At 39.5% G+C, this 14,605-nt stretch carries 11 protein-coding genes; 4 read left to right on the top strand and 7 right to left on the bottom strand.

Annotation, left to right across the window (positions count from 1 at the left end; translation table 11 throughout):
* Positions 1-3: 3 nt before the first annotated feature.
* The 5 genes from WG906_RS16270 to pepT all read right to left on the bottom strand — a co-directional run bounded on the left by WG906_RS16270 (position 4) and on the right by pepT (position 8,840).
* On the bottom strand, positions 4-2,730 hold the full coding sequence (locus tag WG906_RS16270; RefSeq protein ID WP_339993903.1) for an outer membrane beta-barrel protein: 2,727 nt from the start codon (positions 2,728-2,730) through the stop codon (positions 4-6).
* Between the two features lie 34 nt (positions 2,731-2,764).
* Entirely contained in the window at positions 2,765-5,602 is a 2,838-nt protein-coding gene (locus WG906_RS16265; protein ID WP_339993902.1) for an outer membrane beta-barrel protein, read from the bottom strand.
* An 81-nt stretch (positions 5,603-5,683) separates the two neighbouring features.
* Positions 5,684-6,400: a LytR/AlgR family response regulator transcription factor gene (locus WG906_RS16260; RefSeq protein WP_339993901.1), complete on the bottom strand. Its 717-nt coding sequence runs from the start codon at positions 6,398-6,400 to the stop codon at positions 5,684-5,686.
* On the bottom strand, positions 6,397-7,464 hold the full coding sequence (locus WG906_RS16255) for a sensor histidine kinase (protein ID WP_339993900.1): 1,068 nt from the start codon (positions 7,462-7,464) through the stop codon (positions 6,397-6,399). The genes WG906_RS16260 and WG906_RS16255 overlap by 4 nt, the downstream gene beginning before the upstream one ends.
* Before the next feature lie 122 nt (positions 7,465-7,586).
* Positions 7,587-8,840, bottom strand: a complete 1,254-nt coding sequence (gene pepT / locus WG906_RS16250; RefSeq protein ID WP_339993899.1) for a peptidase T — start codon at positions 8,838-8,840, stop codon at positions 7,587-7,589.
* 400 nt (positions 8,841-9,240) lie between these two features.
* Here pepT and WG906_RS16245 point away from each other — a divergent pair, with 400 nt between their 5' ends.
* On the top strand, positions 9,241-9,858 hold the full coding sequence (locus WG906_RS16245) for a rhomboid family intramembrane serine protease (protein WP_339993898.1): 618 nt from the start codon (positions 9,241-9,243) through the stop codon (positions 9,856-9,858).
* Here WG906_RS16245 and WG906_RS16240 read toward each other — a convergent pair.
* Positions 9,851-10,834 carry a hypothetical protein gene (locus WG906_RS16240; RefSeq protein WP_339993897.1) on the bottom strand — a complete coding sequence of 328 codons (984 nt, stop codon included), beginning with the start codon at positions 10,832-10,834 and terminating at the stop codon, positions 9,851-9,853. The two genes, WG906_RS16245 and WG906_RS16240, sit on opposite strands and share 8 nt — an antisense overlap.
* A gap of 49 nt (positions 10,835-10,883) precedes the next feature.
* The gene (locus WG906_RS16235; RefSeq protein WP_339993896.1) at positions 10,884-11,552 is read right to left on the bottom strand and encodes a hypothetical protein; all 669 of its coding nucleotides are present in this window, start codon (positions 11,550-11,552) and stop codon (positions 10,884-10,886) included.
* Positions 11,553-11,621: 69 nt separating this feature from the next.
* On the opposite strand from WG906_RS16235, the gene WG906_RS16230 reads away from it, so the two are divergent.
* Genes WG906_RS16230 through WG906_RS16220 form a run of 3 tightly spaced genes read left to right on the top strand, consistent with a single transcriptional unit; the run spans position 11,622 to position 14,592 of the window.
* Complete coding sequence (locus WG906_RS16230) at positions 11,622-12,638, top strand: dipeptide epimerase (RefSeq protein WP_339993895.1); 1,017 nt, start codon at positions 11,622-11,624, stop codon at positions 12,636-12,638.
* Between the two features lie 17 nt (positions 12,639-12,655).
* Complete coding sequence (locus tag WG906_RS16225) at positions 12,656-13,879, top strand: MFS transporter (protein ID WP_339993894.1); 1,224 nt, start codon at positions 12,656-12,658, stop codon at positions 13,877-13,879.
* 41 nt (positions 13,880-13,920) lie between these two features.
* Complete coding sequence (locus WG906_RS16220) at positions 13,921-14,592, top strand: ferredoxin reductase domain-containing protein (protein WP_339993893.1); 672 nt, start codon at positions 13,921-13,923, stop codon at positions 14,590-14,592.
* Positions 14,593-14,605 lie beyond the last annotated feature (13 nt).

Raw genomic sequence — 14,605 nt, 5'->3', positions numbered from 1 at the left:
GTTTTATTCAGAAGGAGGCATTTTACTTCCTTTAGTAAATTTTCTTACCTGCAGATTAAATGAAACCAGAAAGTATCTTGCTAATCTGTTACTTTGACTATCGGTTATATTATTGGCATTTACTACACGTGAAATCCCGACATTCTGGTTAAATAGATCATAGCCCTGCAAGCGTAATGTACCCATGTTTTGCTTTAATAACCTGCGTTCAAAGTACACATTTAGCAAATTGGGATTGTTGCTTATTGACTGATAACCATAATTAAGCTGTTTGGTGAAGTCGTAGCCCAGAGTATATTTTTTAAAGAAGAAATTTCTTCCGCCCATAGATAAGTTTAAAGTCTTGCTTTCAGACTGGTTGGTCCGGTTTTCAAACACAATTTTCGACTTTCTAAGCCGGTAATCTGCAGCCAGATTAACGTCCACAATGTCTTTTATATCCATCCTGAAGCTTGCTCTGGGCATTATGGTCCAATTGTTTCCCTCATTTCTGAAATCATCTGTAAAGGAGGCGCTGTTGTTGTAATTACCTACACTGGCAACGGTAACAGTGTATTTGCGCCTGGCAAATGGATGGGTATAGGATATATTGCCGTTCACTCCAAAAAAACCATCTGTGTTTTGGTAAGTTGTGGTTCTGGCCGTTCCTGTTTTAGCATTGTACAAGCTGCTAACAATTTTATCGTATACCTGGTCAAAGGAAATATTAGCTACAAAGAGTTTTCCCGCCTGGGTGTTTGAGTCAGACTTCCGGTAATTAAAACTAAGCCGGTGAGTAACTTCAGCGTTCAATTCAGGGTTTCCAACTATTATATTATTTAAGTTAGAACTGTCGCGCAGTGGTTGTAATTGCTGAAAACCAGGTTCAAAGCTGGATCCATTATAATTTAAGGTCAGAGAATGTGTTTTGGAGAAGTTATAGGCAAAACGAACAGTAGGTATTATGTTAAAGTTTTCTTTAGTAGTATGTACATTCTTCCCTATGTTTTGTCCTGTTAATAAAGAAGGTTGAGCGACAACACCAACCGTGTAATTATATTTTGGCTTTCTTCCACGAAAGCTCAGTCCAATTCTATTAGTAGTGAACTGATATTTAAAATCATTGCTTTGCAGGGAATTGTAAACTTCTTCTCCTGTAACAGGGTTTGTATCGACTACATCTCTGACACTACGGGAATCGGACTTATTCCATGCGTAGCTGAACTCCAGAAACGAGGTTTTTCCTATAGGCTCATTATAGGCCGCCTTAATATTCGTGCGCATATTTTGGTTGTCCGAGCCATTAAACTGATCCTGGATAGTATTTGTTATGCTAACAGGTGTTTTATTAGAGTCGATACGGTCGTAGATATTATACGAATCGCGGTTCTGCTCTCTGCCGGAAAAATTTAAAGAGGTATTTAAGGTGAGATTTCGTCCTCTCTTTTTGAATTTGTAGCTGTAAATCAAATCAGTACCGTAGTTGGGCGCAAGAGAGTTGTTCGCGGAAGTATTGTTGTTAAAGGTATAGTATTTGGAACGGCTTAAGCGGGATACTCCGGCACTGGTATTTTCAGAATTGTTGTATGAAAAGTAAGGGCTTATTTTGATGTAATTACCTTTGTTTACCCGATACTCAAAATTTCCGGTAAATCGCTGGTTGAGATTTTTTGAGGTACTGTTATTATCGCGTTTGTTTAATGTTGTATCGTTGCTGTTGAAGCTTTGGGTAAAAGAATTGCTTAATGCATTGTTGCTAGTCCCGGCATAGCTGTAACTTCCACCATAGTTTATTTTTTTACCGTAAATATTTTGATAGTCAATTCCTGCTGAAAGAGAATTAGTAAAGCCGTTTCCGTTAGTTAATCCACCTCCAAAATTCGCGCCCCTTGCGCCTCCGCCTCGGCCACCCCCGTCAAAATTAAAACCGTTTCGATTTAGATTATTCGCCAGTGCCTGTACTGCAAACCTGCGTTCCTCTAAAAAATTTGTTAAATTAAAATTACCGGAGTATCGCTCTATATTGCCTCCGGCAAGACCCGCATTACCATATGATCCTTTGTTTTTGCCCGGTAGTATGGTAATATTAATGATTTTTTCAGGATCTCCCGTTTTCACTCCCGTAAGGTTTGCCTCATCCCCATAATCATCAATTATCTGGATGTTTTTAATAATGTCTGCAGGTAAGTTTTGAGTGGCCGTCTGTACATCGCCTCCAAAAAAATCCTTGCCGTTGATCCTGATACGGGCGACCTTCTTTCCTTCGGCTTCTACATTGCCATCTTTATCCACAACAATGCCAGGCAACTTCTTCAGCACCTCTTCAACAGCAGAGCCTTCGCTTACCGGGTAAGCTGCAGCATTGAATTGTAATGTATCTTCTTTAACGGTAACCGGAGCAACGCCCGATATTACCACTTCACTCAGCTGGTTTGGGTTGGCTGCCATAATGATCACAGGCAGGTTGATTGCAGGGGTCGCTGCACTAAATGAATATACTTTGGTATAGGGCATGAAGCCCAGGTTCGTTATGGTAAGAGAAAATTCAGGTGATTTTACGCTTCGAAAAGAAAATTTTCCTTCGATATCAGTGATTGATATCAGGGTATCCTTACTGCTGGTGAGCTTTACAGTTGCAGAAATCACGCTTAAAGCCGAAGAGTCTTGCACAAGCCCCTTTATCTCCCGGGTTTGGGCAAAAGTAAAAACCGAAAGCAATAACAATACTAAGGTGACTAAACGTTTTTTCATAAGCTAAAAAAAGCAGCGATGAAGCTGCTTAATTTTAAAAGTTTCCCCTATCTCCCCGGGGCTGTTGTCCCTCGCGGTTGCCCCTGTTTTCTCCTCTTTCACTATCAAAGTTTGGCTGCATTCCTCCCGGGAACTTTTGAATTCTAAAGCTCAGGGTCGCCATAAAATACCTGGTTAGGCGGTTGGTCTGGCTACTGGTTATTGTATTAGCATTCTGGGATATTCCAAGAACGGTGCCTTCATTTTTCAAATCGAACCCTTGTATTCTGAATGTTCCGCGTTTGTTAAAAAACTGTTTTTCAAGATAAGCATTAATGATAAGTGGATTTGCCTGTATAGAGCGATATCCTTTATTAATATTTTTACTTATATCAAAACCTACAATGAAAGTTTTAAGGAAGAACAAACGGCCGTTCAGATCGTAATTCCATGTGCTGGCTTTAGTATCAGCATTATCTGATAATGTGTAGTTTAAAAATGTTCTCCGGTAACCAATGGCTGGATATATTTCAACATTCTGATTGGGATTTATTTGTAAGCGAAGGCTTTGAGACAGAGTCCAGTCTCTGCCAATATTTTTTTGGCTGTCGGTAAATGTAACGTCATTGGTATACCTGACATTTCCATTTAACGATAAACGGTATTTCCTTTCTGCAAAAGGTTTTCCTAATGAGTAAAAGGCATTTGTTGAGTAATAGCCATCAGTATTTAAATACCTTGTTTCCTGAATGGTCCTTTTAGTAGCCTGTCCTTCTACCAATATATCTTCCTCATATCTTACAATATCCCTTGTTATTTGATTATTCGTCAGATTTCCGAAAATGCCGGTATTGAAAAATAAGCCTGAAGAGGGATCTGTTGTGTTGTACCTGATGTTAATTGACTGAGTGAAGGCCGAGTTTAGCCCTGGGTTACCTACAATAGGTCTTAATGGATTTGAAACATCACGCACAGGTTGAATTTGATTAAAACTTGGTTCGTTACTTCTTCCATTATAGTTGATAGTTAAAGATCTGGATCGGCCGAAACTATAATCAAATCGTGCTGTAGGAAAAAAGTTAAAGCCTTCCCTTTTAGAAGCCACATTATTGGTTAAGGAGTATCCTTTTAGTAATGTCGGCTGAGCTGTTAAGCCAACAGTAAAATTATAAAGTTTTGGTCTTTCAAATCTATAGTTTAAGCTAAATCGGTTGGTCGTAAATGAGTAATCGTATATATTGCTTAATGCATTGTTTATGACAGGGATTTCTCCGTCATAGACATTGGTGATACGACTGTTTTTATAATCGGATATTGAATAATTATAACCGAAATCCAAACGGCCATGCTTGCCAAGAGGCTCACTGTAAGTTGCGTTAGCATTAGAGTTAAATCGTTTATTGCTTGTTTCTATAAGTCTGTGAGATGTGGAATCAACATTAGGGTTATAATAAGTAAAACGATCAATCACATCCTGATCGTTGTCGTTATCAGAATCATTAAGGTTTAATCCGAGAGAGAAGTTCCTGCCTAATTTTCTGAACCGGTGATTATAAATAAGATTACCGCCAAACGAAGGACTATTGGAATTGCTAAACTGATCAGTGAACTGATCTTCCAGGGACCCGGTAGAATATTCCTGCCTAAGATTAGTTGATCCATCAGAATCGGTTGAGCCGATACTAAAATAGGGGGTTATCCGAAAGTAGTTTAAGCTATCTATTGCATATTCCAAATTGAAATTGGCACTATGATTATTGTTACCGCTTTCAGAATCAGCAGAAGTGTTAAACTTTACAGAATCTGCGCTAAAATAAGACGTTCCGAAACTGTTTGAAATCGCATTCGTATTTCTGACATTAAACCGGTAACTACCGTTTATAGCGACCTTCTTACCCAAATTGTCTCTGTAATTAAGTCCGCCGGCTGTCGTATTGGTTATCCCTCCGGGTGTACCAAATCCGCCACCGCCAAATCCGCCGCCACCACCACCGGTACCGCCACCACCACGGCCACCTCCGCCACCACCGCCAAATCCGCGGCCTCCTCCTCCTCCAAAGTTAAAGGGAGAAGTGTTGGTATTGTTAGAGTTTAATCGCAGGTCCAGCTGGCGATCGTTGTTCATAAACTGTCCCTGGCCAGATACGATATAGCGTTCCTGATCTCCGCCTCCGGCAGTTCCGCTGATTACGCTTCCCTTCATACGGTCGGGTCTGATGGTAATGTTTATAATTTTATCGGCTTCGCCTTCCCGTATACCTGTGATGTTAGCCTGGTCACCATAGTCATCTACTATTTGAATTTTTTCAATAATATCTGCAGGTAATCCCTGAGTGGCTGTTTTTAAGTCGCCATCAAAATAATCTTTTCCATTTACCCGTACTCTCGTAACGCTCTTGCCCTGAGTAGTTACGTTGCCGTCTTTATCTACTTCTACGCCGGGTAGTTTTTTAATGACGTCCTCGGCCACAGAATTCTCTCTTACCGGGAAATCACTTGCCCGGTACTCTACAGTATCTTGTTTAACGACAACTGGTGCTGCTCCGGAAATCACAACTTCTTTTAAAAGATTGCTTTGTGGTCTTAATACAAAGGGTTCCAGTTTTAGCGGAGTTGTTCCCTCAGCGTATAAAAATCTTTTAATCACATCGGAATAACCCAGGCTGCTGATTGTTATTACAAATTGGGATGATTTAACACTTCGAAAGCTAAACAGCCCGTCGATATCCGTGCGTGTTAATAATGTATCATTAGCAGAACTTAGTTTTATCGTCGCGGCTATAACACTTAGTCCCGCAGAATCACGTACCACACCACTAACCTCACGCCCCGACTGGGCGAAAATACTGTTGCCAGTTATAAACAGCAGTACCAGTAAAAATAATTGTTTCATACGTGTTGAATAGCGATTGTTTAATAATTATGCAGCTTAATACCTGCTATATTGAAGTTGATTGAAATGATATATAGCCGTTTACTGTTGTTGTCCCATATATGTTAATAATGCGTCCCGGTAATTGTCGCTGACGGGTACCTCAAATGAAGGCAGAAGCACTCTGTTTTTCTTAAATGAGATTAACTTTTCAAGCGATATTATATATGATTTATGGACACGCATAAACCTTTCGGAAGGAAGTTTTTCTTCCATATATCTCATGCTTAAGCGAGTTATTACCGGCTTTTCGGTATCAGATAAATAAATTTTTATGTAATCCTTAAGGCCTTCTATGTAAAGGATTTCACTAATATTTATTTTAACCAGTGAATAGTCGGCATTTACAAACAAGCAATCGGTTGAAGCGGCGGCTTGAGATGGAGCAGAAACCTGATTTCGTAAATTAATAAGATCCAATGCCTTATTGGCGGCCTTGAAAAATCGTTCAAAGGATACGGGTTTGATCAGATAATCCAGTACATCCAGATTGAATCCCTCAACAGCGTATTTTTCATACGCCGTCACAAAAATTATTAAAGGCGGGCTAGCCAGGCTGTTTACAAACTGTAATCCGGATAAGCCGGGCATTTGGATATCAAGAAAAATCAAATCAACTGTTTGCTGGCTGAGAAATTTCATTGCTTCCATTGCATTCTTGCAGCTGCCAACCAGTTCTAAAAATGGAACCTGACGGATATTGTCTTCCATTAGCTCAATTGCTAATCTCTCATCATCAACTACCAGGCATTTAATCATTTGAGACGAACTTTTAGATCAGATACAAAGATATTTCCGATTTTACGGGTTTCTAAAATGTAACGGTCTTTATACAATAGCTCCAGCCGTCTTTTCATATTAATCAAACCTATTCCCGAGTTTTTATCCTTTGATCCTTCTTGTGGGGATATGTTATTTTCAACCCTGAATTCCAGCCAATGTTTGGTTTTATCCATTGATAGAAAAATCTTAATTACGGGTTCTTCAATCATCCCGATACCATGCTTAAAAGCGTTCTCGACAAAGGCGATGAGCAGCATTGGCTCAATGTCATATCCTTCAAGATCTTTTGAAACGTTTAGTTCGATCTTTACATCATCTCCAAAACGTAGCATTTGCAAATCGATGTAACTTCTTAAATACTCTACCTCCTGTTCTAAATGTATCCTGTCTTCGTTACTTTCATAAAGCATATATCGCATTAAGTTGGAGAGCTGTATCAGAGAGGGCTCCATCAGATCAGATTTCTTTCTGGCAAGAGATACCAGTGTGTTTAAAACATTAAACATAAAGTGCGGACTAACCTGCGAGCGTAAAAATGTCAGTTCAGACTTTAACATTTCATTTTCATTCTCTTTGCGGATCTTTTCGAGCTGATTAGTATCTTTTATTACCCGGTAGCTAAAGCTTATCCCCATGATAAATACATAGGTAACGATGTTCGTAATATACCATCTGAACCAGCGATCACCTCCACGGCCTCCGCCGCGCCGGCCCTTATTGAAATTTCTCATTTCTGCGAAGAGCTGGCTATCAACGAACCGTGAAAAAGCCATTAAGGCTATGATTACGGCGATTACGGTAAGCAGGTAAATTACTAAGCCTTTAGATTTATAAACTTTAGGATATAGTACAAATGCGTTGAAGTAAAAAAGTAATGCGAGCGTTGCATTATTAATAATCAGCTTATAATGCCATGGTTTAAATCCTTCCCAGGTATTTGGATTTCGAAATAAATAAGGTGAGATAATAATCAATCCCCAGAATAATATGTGGAAAGCAGGAGTGAGATATTTAGTTATGCTCAGATTCTTTAATGCCATTATACAAAGATACTTTCATCCCTCATTTAAATTGGAATATGAGCCCAAAGCGGGGGGATTTTAGACCAAAGGCGTTTAATTGGCGACTAAAATTTCGCTCACAAACGCCCGGAAGCATTTTATCATGATTTCTCCTCCCAGATCACTGCAAGATTTACGATCATTTTTACCGCCTTCTGCATATCCTGAACCGAAACCCACTCCTGCTTACTATGAAAGGCATGCTCTCCGGCAAATATGTTGGGGCAGGGTAAACCCATAAAGGATAAACGGGAGCCGTCGGTTCCGCCGCGAATACTACGAAGCGTTGGCTGAAGGCCTATGCGTTGAACAGCCATTTCAGCATATTCAGTAATTTGCGGATAGTTTTCCAATACAGTTTTCATGTTTCTGTACTGCTCTTTAATTTCTAAGGTAAAATCAGAGTTAGGATAACCTTCAAGCACTTCATCACCTATGGCAAGCAGCAGTCTTTTATAATTTTTTAACTCGGCCTCATCAAAATCTCTTAATATAAACTCAATAGTTGCCTCCTCTACGGTTCCGTTAATGGCTACAGGATGAATAAAACCATCGTAATTAAAAGTGCTTTCCGGACTTAATCTATCTTTCGGAAGGTTGGCTACAATCTCGGATGCAATTTTAATCGCACTTTCCATTTTGCCTTTGGCGAAACCAGGATGAGAGCTTACCCCTCTGACCGTTAAGATAGCCGCGTCTGCCGAAAAAGTTTCGTTCTCAATGGTTCCGGCGGCCTCGCCATCAACAGTATAAGCAAATTGAGCCCCTAATTTTGTCATGTCGACTTTTTCTACTCCCCTGCCAACTTCTTCATCCGGGGTAAAAAGAATGCGGATCTTTCCGTGCTTTATTTCCGGGTGAGTTATAAAGAAGTTTGCCGCATCTACGATTTCTGCAAGTCCGGCTTTATTATCCGAGCCCAAAAGTGTGGTTCCGCTTGCCGTAATAATATCGTTCCCAATCTGAAACTGAAGGTCGGGATGCTCTGTTTTTTTAATAATTTGTGAAGGGTCATCAGGCAGGATTAAATCCTGTCCCTGATAATTGGTATGAACTATGGGCTTCACATTCTCGCCGCTGCAATCAGGAGAGGTGTCCATATGAGAGCAAAAGCAGATAACGGGCACATCTTTCTCTGTTGTCGATGGTATCGTTGCATACACATATCCGTATTCATCAATTTCGGCATCCGTAATGCCGATTTCTTTTAATTCCTCAACCAGAATTTTCCCCAAATCTTTCTGGCGCTCTGTGGAAGGATTAGTAGGGGAATGAGGATCGGACGTTGTGTGTATGGTAACATATCTCAGAAATCTTTCCAGTACAGTAAAACGATAATTATCTAAATTTTTCATTTGAATATAATTGATTCTTATAGGTTATGAAGTTTGCATGAGCTTATTTTTCACGGGTATTTATTTTTTGAGGTGTTCATAAGAACGCTTCGCTAAGCCCGCTTGTTTTTCGGACAGGCTCATGTGGTTTCATATTAGTCTAATATTTAACTCTGTCATAACATATTGAGACCGCTTGCTTTTTAAGCATCCTGAATGGAATTAATTCATTCGGCACCTCGTCGCAATATAATTATTAGTGATAAGGAAAAGGTAGCATTATTTACAATTGATAAACACATCAAATGACAAATTAAAAATAAATTTGAGTGCGGGTTTCAAACAATGCACAGAGTAAATTCAAATATTTTCGTCTATTTCCCTTCATTAATGCTATTTTTCAAAAATTGAGATTAGAGCTATGGAATATTATTTACTGGAAACACCTGTTGCAAGCATTATTTTTCTGTTAACCATTGTCACCAGTCTCTATGCTTTTTCAAATCAGCAGGTGTACGGAAAATTTATGCTGCATCCTTACAGTGTTCATAGGGGAGAGCGGGTGTATTCTATTTTTACAAGTGGATTAATACATAAGGATTACAGCCATTTGTTTATGAATATGCTCTCATATTACTTTTTTGCCTTTACATTAGAGAGAATTATTGGCTCATGGCAATTTGCGATTTTGTATATCGCCAGTCTTGCTTTAAGCGACTTAAGTACCATTCTAAAACATAAGGATCACTTTTGGTACAATAGTCTGGGTGCTTCAGGTGCGGTATCGGCGGTAGTTTTCAGCTATATTCTTTTCGATCCGCTTACCAGTTTTTACATTTTTTTTATTCCCATTCCCATTCCTGCGGTAGTTTTCGGTGTATTGTATTTAATGTATAGTGCCTATGCGTCCAAACAATCCGGAACGATAAATCATGATGCCCATTTTTTTGGGGCGCTGGCAGGAATCATTATTACTATAATTTTTTATCCCAAGGTGCCTTTGGTGTTTATAAGTGAAATTTCAACCTGGTTTACTTAAGTAAAGAGTTTAGGCGTATTTTCTCTTCGGGTATAAAATCACCCTTGCTGTCTTCCAGAAAACTCATTGGCATTTCGGGGTTTTTAATAATTTCCAGAAGGAGGAATCCCCAGGGCTTCCAGAAGTTTTCTAAAACCTGCCCGTAGGTTTTTGTTTGCCAGATATCATAAACCGGCCTGCTGCTTATCCTAAGAGGCATAGCCTCTATATAGGTTGCTTCTTCGGTAGCTACGATGGTGTATTCGGGAAGACGGTTAAACAGGTAAGCTGAATAAAAAAACCGGGCACATAACTCTTCAAATTGTATAGGATGAAGCTGTTTATGCGCAACTTTCTTTAAAATATCTTTCTGGTAATTCAGGCTTTCTCCATTATCCTGCAAACTTGCGATAATTCCAAAGTCATTCATCCGCAAGGAGAAGACAAGTGTGTTTATTTCATCGCGGTAGATAAACGTATCCTCATCATTTTTTACAGGAAATACCTGTATGCTCCATGGAGAGTCACCTTCAAATTCGACTGTTTGAACTAATGACTGAAGCATTATATGAAGATTGCTGAATTTATGGGCAATGGCCTGAGAAAAGGAAAATTCTTCGCCAATAGCTCTTTGCTGGCGCATCCCGGCTCTTACTTCCCAGTGAATGATGCCGTAAACCTGTTTAGAAATCCATTGAAAGAGTTTTATTTCTTCCAGATCTTTAACGGCGGTATACCCGGAATTAAAAGCTTCCTGAATTTCGTTATCCAGAGAACGAATGGCAGTTAATGCTTCAAAAGAAACTGGAATAGTAATGTCCTGGTAAGTAGCAATATGTTCATCAAGCATTTTAAAGGGTTTTTCATGCAGATCAAATTGCTTTAATACCCATTCAGGAAAAACGCTTGTTTGTTCGGTAGCAGGCTGCCCGGTTAAATAACAAACTTGCTCAGAAAAATCATATCTGTCAAACGGACGGAAAAGTGCTGTACTCATTGGCGCAAAGGTACAAAGAGTGGGGGTTTTTACAGGAAAATAGTCGGGTTTAATAATTATTCGAGTAGTAAGACCGGATTTCCCGGGATAGCCTGTCGAGCATTTCCTGATTTGACAGCGCCATTAAAATATCTTCTGCAAAGGGTTCCATAGGAGGAAATGCTGCACCGTAAATTGAGGGATCAACAGCCCTCGGATCACCTTGAATATTTGTTACATACACCTGATCAAAATTTAAATTATTGCTAAAACTTCGTTTAACGCTTTTCCCGGGACTTCCTTTAATCCGGAGATTAGTATTAAACAAGGCAGAAGTTCTTCTTCTTGATTGAACAATATCTGCCGAAGCACTTATGGTTTGATACACGGGCCTGCCGTTAACATCGGTACCTGTTTGTAAATTTCTTCTGAATATTCTGCGGCTTACTCTCGTTTCCGGAGGAAAAACCAAATAGCGGTCTATTGATATGCTGAGAATGATTTTAGCAGTATCAGTATCCTCGACAAGTTTAAGGTCAATGTCATTAAAATCTTCCAGCCTGTCCAGTACTTTATAAGCATAAACGTTAAAGTTTATCATGTTAAGGTCAGGCTCATTTGATTCGATAATAAGGGCGATGGGAACTACCCGTCTCGGCGGCCTGTTTTTATTAATGCTGCATCCTGCTAAAAAGCAGACTAAACATACAACACCGATCATCTGAATATGGCGTTTCATAATAAAGCCTTTAATAAAATACATTTAACTTTATAAATTGTGCTTTAGATTTTCCCTATTTTGAAATTTATGATCCTTGCCTCAAAGCCCTTTGAACTAAATCTTAAGTATCCCTTCAGCATTTCTGGATATTCACGGAGGTTTACCCCGATTATGTTTGTTAGTATAAGCTTTGAAGGGTTCGTTGGTTTGGGTGAAGCATCGATGGTGCCATATCTGGGTGAAAGCTTGGATTCTGCCTCATGCTTCTTATCCAAAGTTGATTTAAATGGGTTTAAGCCTCCTTTCAATTATGATGAGGTGATCAATTACTTAGATGCTGTCGATCAGGGAAATCCCGCAATTAAAGCTGCTATTGATATTGCATTGCACGATTTGGAAGGGAAGCTTGAGAATAAACCCTGCTATAAGCTTTTTGGCTCCGATCCTGATAAAATGCCTTTAACATCTGTAACAATTGGTATAGACAGCCAGGAGGTTATTATAAAAAAGGTGATGGAGGCAGAATCAGCAAGGGTTTTAAAAGTAAAGCTGGGGTCGGATGAAGATAAAAAACTGATAAAAACTATCCGGACTATAAGCAGCAAGCCTTTATATGTTGATGCCAACCAGGGCTGGACCGATAAAGAAAAGGCACTGGATTTAATTTACTGGCTGGAGGAAATGGGTGTTGAACTGATTGAACAACCAATGTCGAAAAGCGATTTTGGCTCCAATGCCTGGTTAACCGAGAGGAGTCCGATTCCAATTATAGCTGATGAAGCTGTCCAGCGCCTGGCCGACCTTACCGCTGTTAAAGAGGCCTATCACGGGATAAATGTAAAGCTTATGAAAAGCGGAGGGATGCATGAGGCCTGGCTGATGATTAAGAAGGCACGTGAACTTAATATGAAAGTGTTGATCGGTTGCATGAGTGAAACCAGTGTTGCTACTTTAGCCGCAGCGTCCCTGGCCCCGCTTTGCGACTGGGCAGATATTGACGGTCCGTTTTTAACGACTAATAATCCCTTTGAGATGCCGGAATTTGAGAATGGAAAATGGGTGTTAGGAGAAACGGCAGGTCTGGGAGTGACTGATTTTAAATAGGTATAATTCTGACATTTATGAAAAGCCTGCCTCTCCAAAACTTAGAGTCTCACAGCTCAATTCCTCTTACCATGAAGTGGGTTTTGCCGTTCATAGTTATCTCACAATTTTTTTGCACTTCCTTATGGTTTGCAGGAAACGCAATTATGCCCGACATCATTAGCAAGTTTCACCTCGACCCGGGCTTTCTGGCGCATTTGACCAGTGCCGTACAATTTGGTTTTGTTGCGGGAACATTAAGCTTTGCAGTGTTAACTATTTCAGACCGTTTTTCTCCCTCCTTGGTTTTCTTCATAAGTTCAATTGTTGCCGGCCTGTTTAATTTGGGCATAAGTCTCGAAGGCAACAGCCCGATCGAATTGCTTTTGTTCAGGTTTTTAACTGGCTTTTTTCTTGCAGGAATTTATCCTGTGGGAATGAAGATCGCTTCTGACTATTACCTGAAAGGTTTGGGAAAGTCACTGGGTTTTTTAGTTGGTGCCTTAGTTATTGGAACGGCTTTCCCTCATCTGATAAAAAGCATCACGGCCCAACTCCATTGGCAAAATGTTATCTTTTTCACTTCTGCTCTGTCGGTATCAGGAGGATTTATTATACTGTTATTTGTTCCCAATGGGCCCTATCGTAAACCGATGCAAAAGTTTAATCTTACAGCATGCCTTTCAGGATTCAGGAATAAAAATTTCAGAGCTGCTTCTATCGGATATTTCGGACACATGTGGGAACTGTACGCGTTTTGGGCCTTTGTACCGGTAATACTGTCTTCCTTTAATAAACATAACAAGGTAGAACTGGATATTTCTTTTTTATCATTTCTCATCATTGCTTCCGGCGGGCTTGCTTGTGTTTTTAGCGGTTTACTTTCTCAATACATCGGGGCAAAGAAAATAGCTGCCATTTCCTTGTTATTATCTTGCTTGTGTTGTTTGCTTTCACCGCTTTTCTTGCTCAGCAGTTCCATTTCGGCGCTGATTATTTTTCTGTTTTTTTGGGGACTGGTAGTTATTGCCGACTCTCCATTATTCTCAACATTAATCGCACAGAATGCCCCCGAAGAAATACGAGGAACTTCACTCACTATTGTGAATTGTATCGGATTTTCAATTACAATTATCAGTATTCAGCTAATAAGTCAGTTGTCAAAAATTATAAATAATCAGTATACTTATATGCTACTTGCGGTGGGGCCTGTACTGGGACTTATTGCCTTAATTAAAAATAAGGAAGTACGCAGTATATAAATTTTTAATTTCCTGAAGTGTTTATTAAAAGTATTATCGTCATGTCAAATCATATTGTAAAAATTAAAGATATTCAGCACGTCACCCATGATGTAGTGCGAATCGTGGCTGAAAAACCTCAGGAATTTCATTTTCTTCCTGGACAGGCTACCGAGCTTTCCATAAACAAAGAAGGCTGGCAAAATGAAAAAAGGCCTTTTACGTTTACCTGCCTTCCGGAGAATGATTATCTGGAATTTACCATCAAGACCTACCCCTCGCATAAAGGTGTAACAAATGAATTGCTTCATTTGAAAACAAATGATGAATTGATTTTGCATGACGTGTTTGGCACTATCAATTACAAAGGAGAAGGGGTATTTATTGCAGGTGGTGCCGGCGTAACTCCGTTTATTTCGATTTTTAGACATCTTAAATCAAAAAATGAAATAGGGAATAACAAGCTCATCTTTGCCAATAAAACCAAAGCCGACATCATTCTTGAACAGGAATTCAGAGAATTGTTAGGCGAGAATTTCGTTAATATTTTATCGGATGAAAAGATTGATGGATTTGCCTTTGGTTATTTGACACAGGATTTTATCAAGGAAAACAGTGGTGACCTGAATAAAATATTTTACATATGCGGTCCGCCTCCTATGATGGACGCAGTAGAGAAATACCTGACCAATTTGCAGGTGGGCGAAAATTTAATTGTTAAAGAGGCATTTTAAGTTAATCCGTGAG

The organism is Pedobacter superstes (assembly GCF_037622515.1).
GTDB classification, from domain to species: Bacteria; Bacteroidota; Bacteroidia; order Sphingobacteriales; family Sphingobacteriaceae; genus Paradesertivirga; species Paradesertivirga superstes.
Note: the sequence above shows the minus strand (reverse complement) of the source record. Positions and strands in the feature narration are given on the sequence as shown.

Coding starts and splice junctions, on each gene's coding strand:
- WG906_RS16265 (WP_339993902.1), bottom strand. CDS start 5,602: ATGAAACAATTATTTTTACTGGTACTGCTGTTTATAACTGGCAACAGT.
- WG906_RS16225 (WP_339993894.1), top strand. CDS start 12,656: ATGAAAAGCCTGCCTCTCCAAAACTTAGAGTCTCACAGCTCAATTCCT.
- WG906_RS16245 (WP_339993898.1), top strand. CDS start 9,241: ATGGAATATTATTTACTGGAAACACCTGTTGCAAGCATTATTTTTCTG.
- WG906_RS16235 (WP_339993896.1), bottom strand. CDS start 11,552: ATGAAACGCCATATTCAGATGATCGGTGTTGTATGTTTAGTCTGCTTT.
- WG906_RS16255 (WP_339993900.1), bottom strand. CDS start 7,464: ATGGCATTAAAGAATCTGAGCATAACTAAATATCTCACTCCTGCTTTC.
- pepT (WP_339993899.1), bottom strand. CDS start 8,840: ATGAAAAATTTAGATAATTATCGTTTTACTGTACTGGAAAGATTTCTG.
- WG906_RS16240 (WP_339993897.1), bottom strand. CDS start 10,834: ATGAGTACAGCACTTTTCCGTCCGTTTGACAGATATGATTTTTCTGAG.
- WG906_RS16230 (WP_339993895.1), top strand. CDS start 11,622: ATGATCCTTGCCTCAAAGCCCTTTGAACTAAATCTTAAGTATCCCTTC.
- WG906_RS16260 (WP_339993901.1), bottom strand. CDS start 6,400: ATGATTAAATGCCTGGTAGTTGATGATGAGAGATTAGCAATTGAGCTA.
- WG906_RS16220 (WP_339993893.1), top strand. CDS start 13,921: ATGTCAAATCATATTGTAAAAATTAAAGATATTCAGCACGTCACCCAT.
- WG906_RS16270 (WP_339993903.1), bottom strand. CDS start 2,730: ATGAAAAAACGTTTAGTCACCTTAGTATTGTTATTGCTTTCGGTTTTT.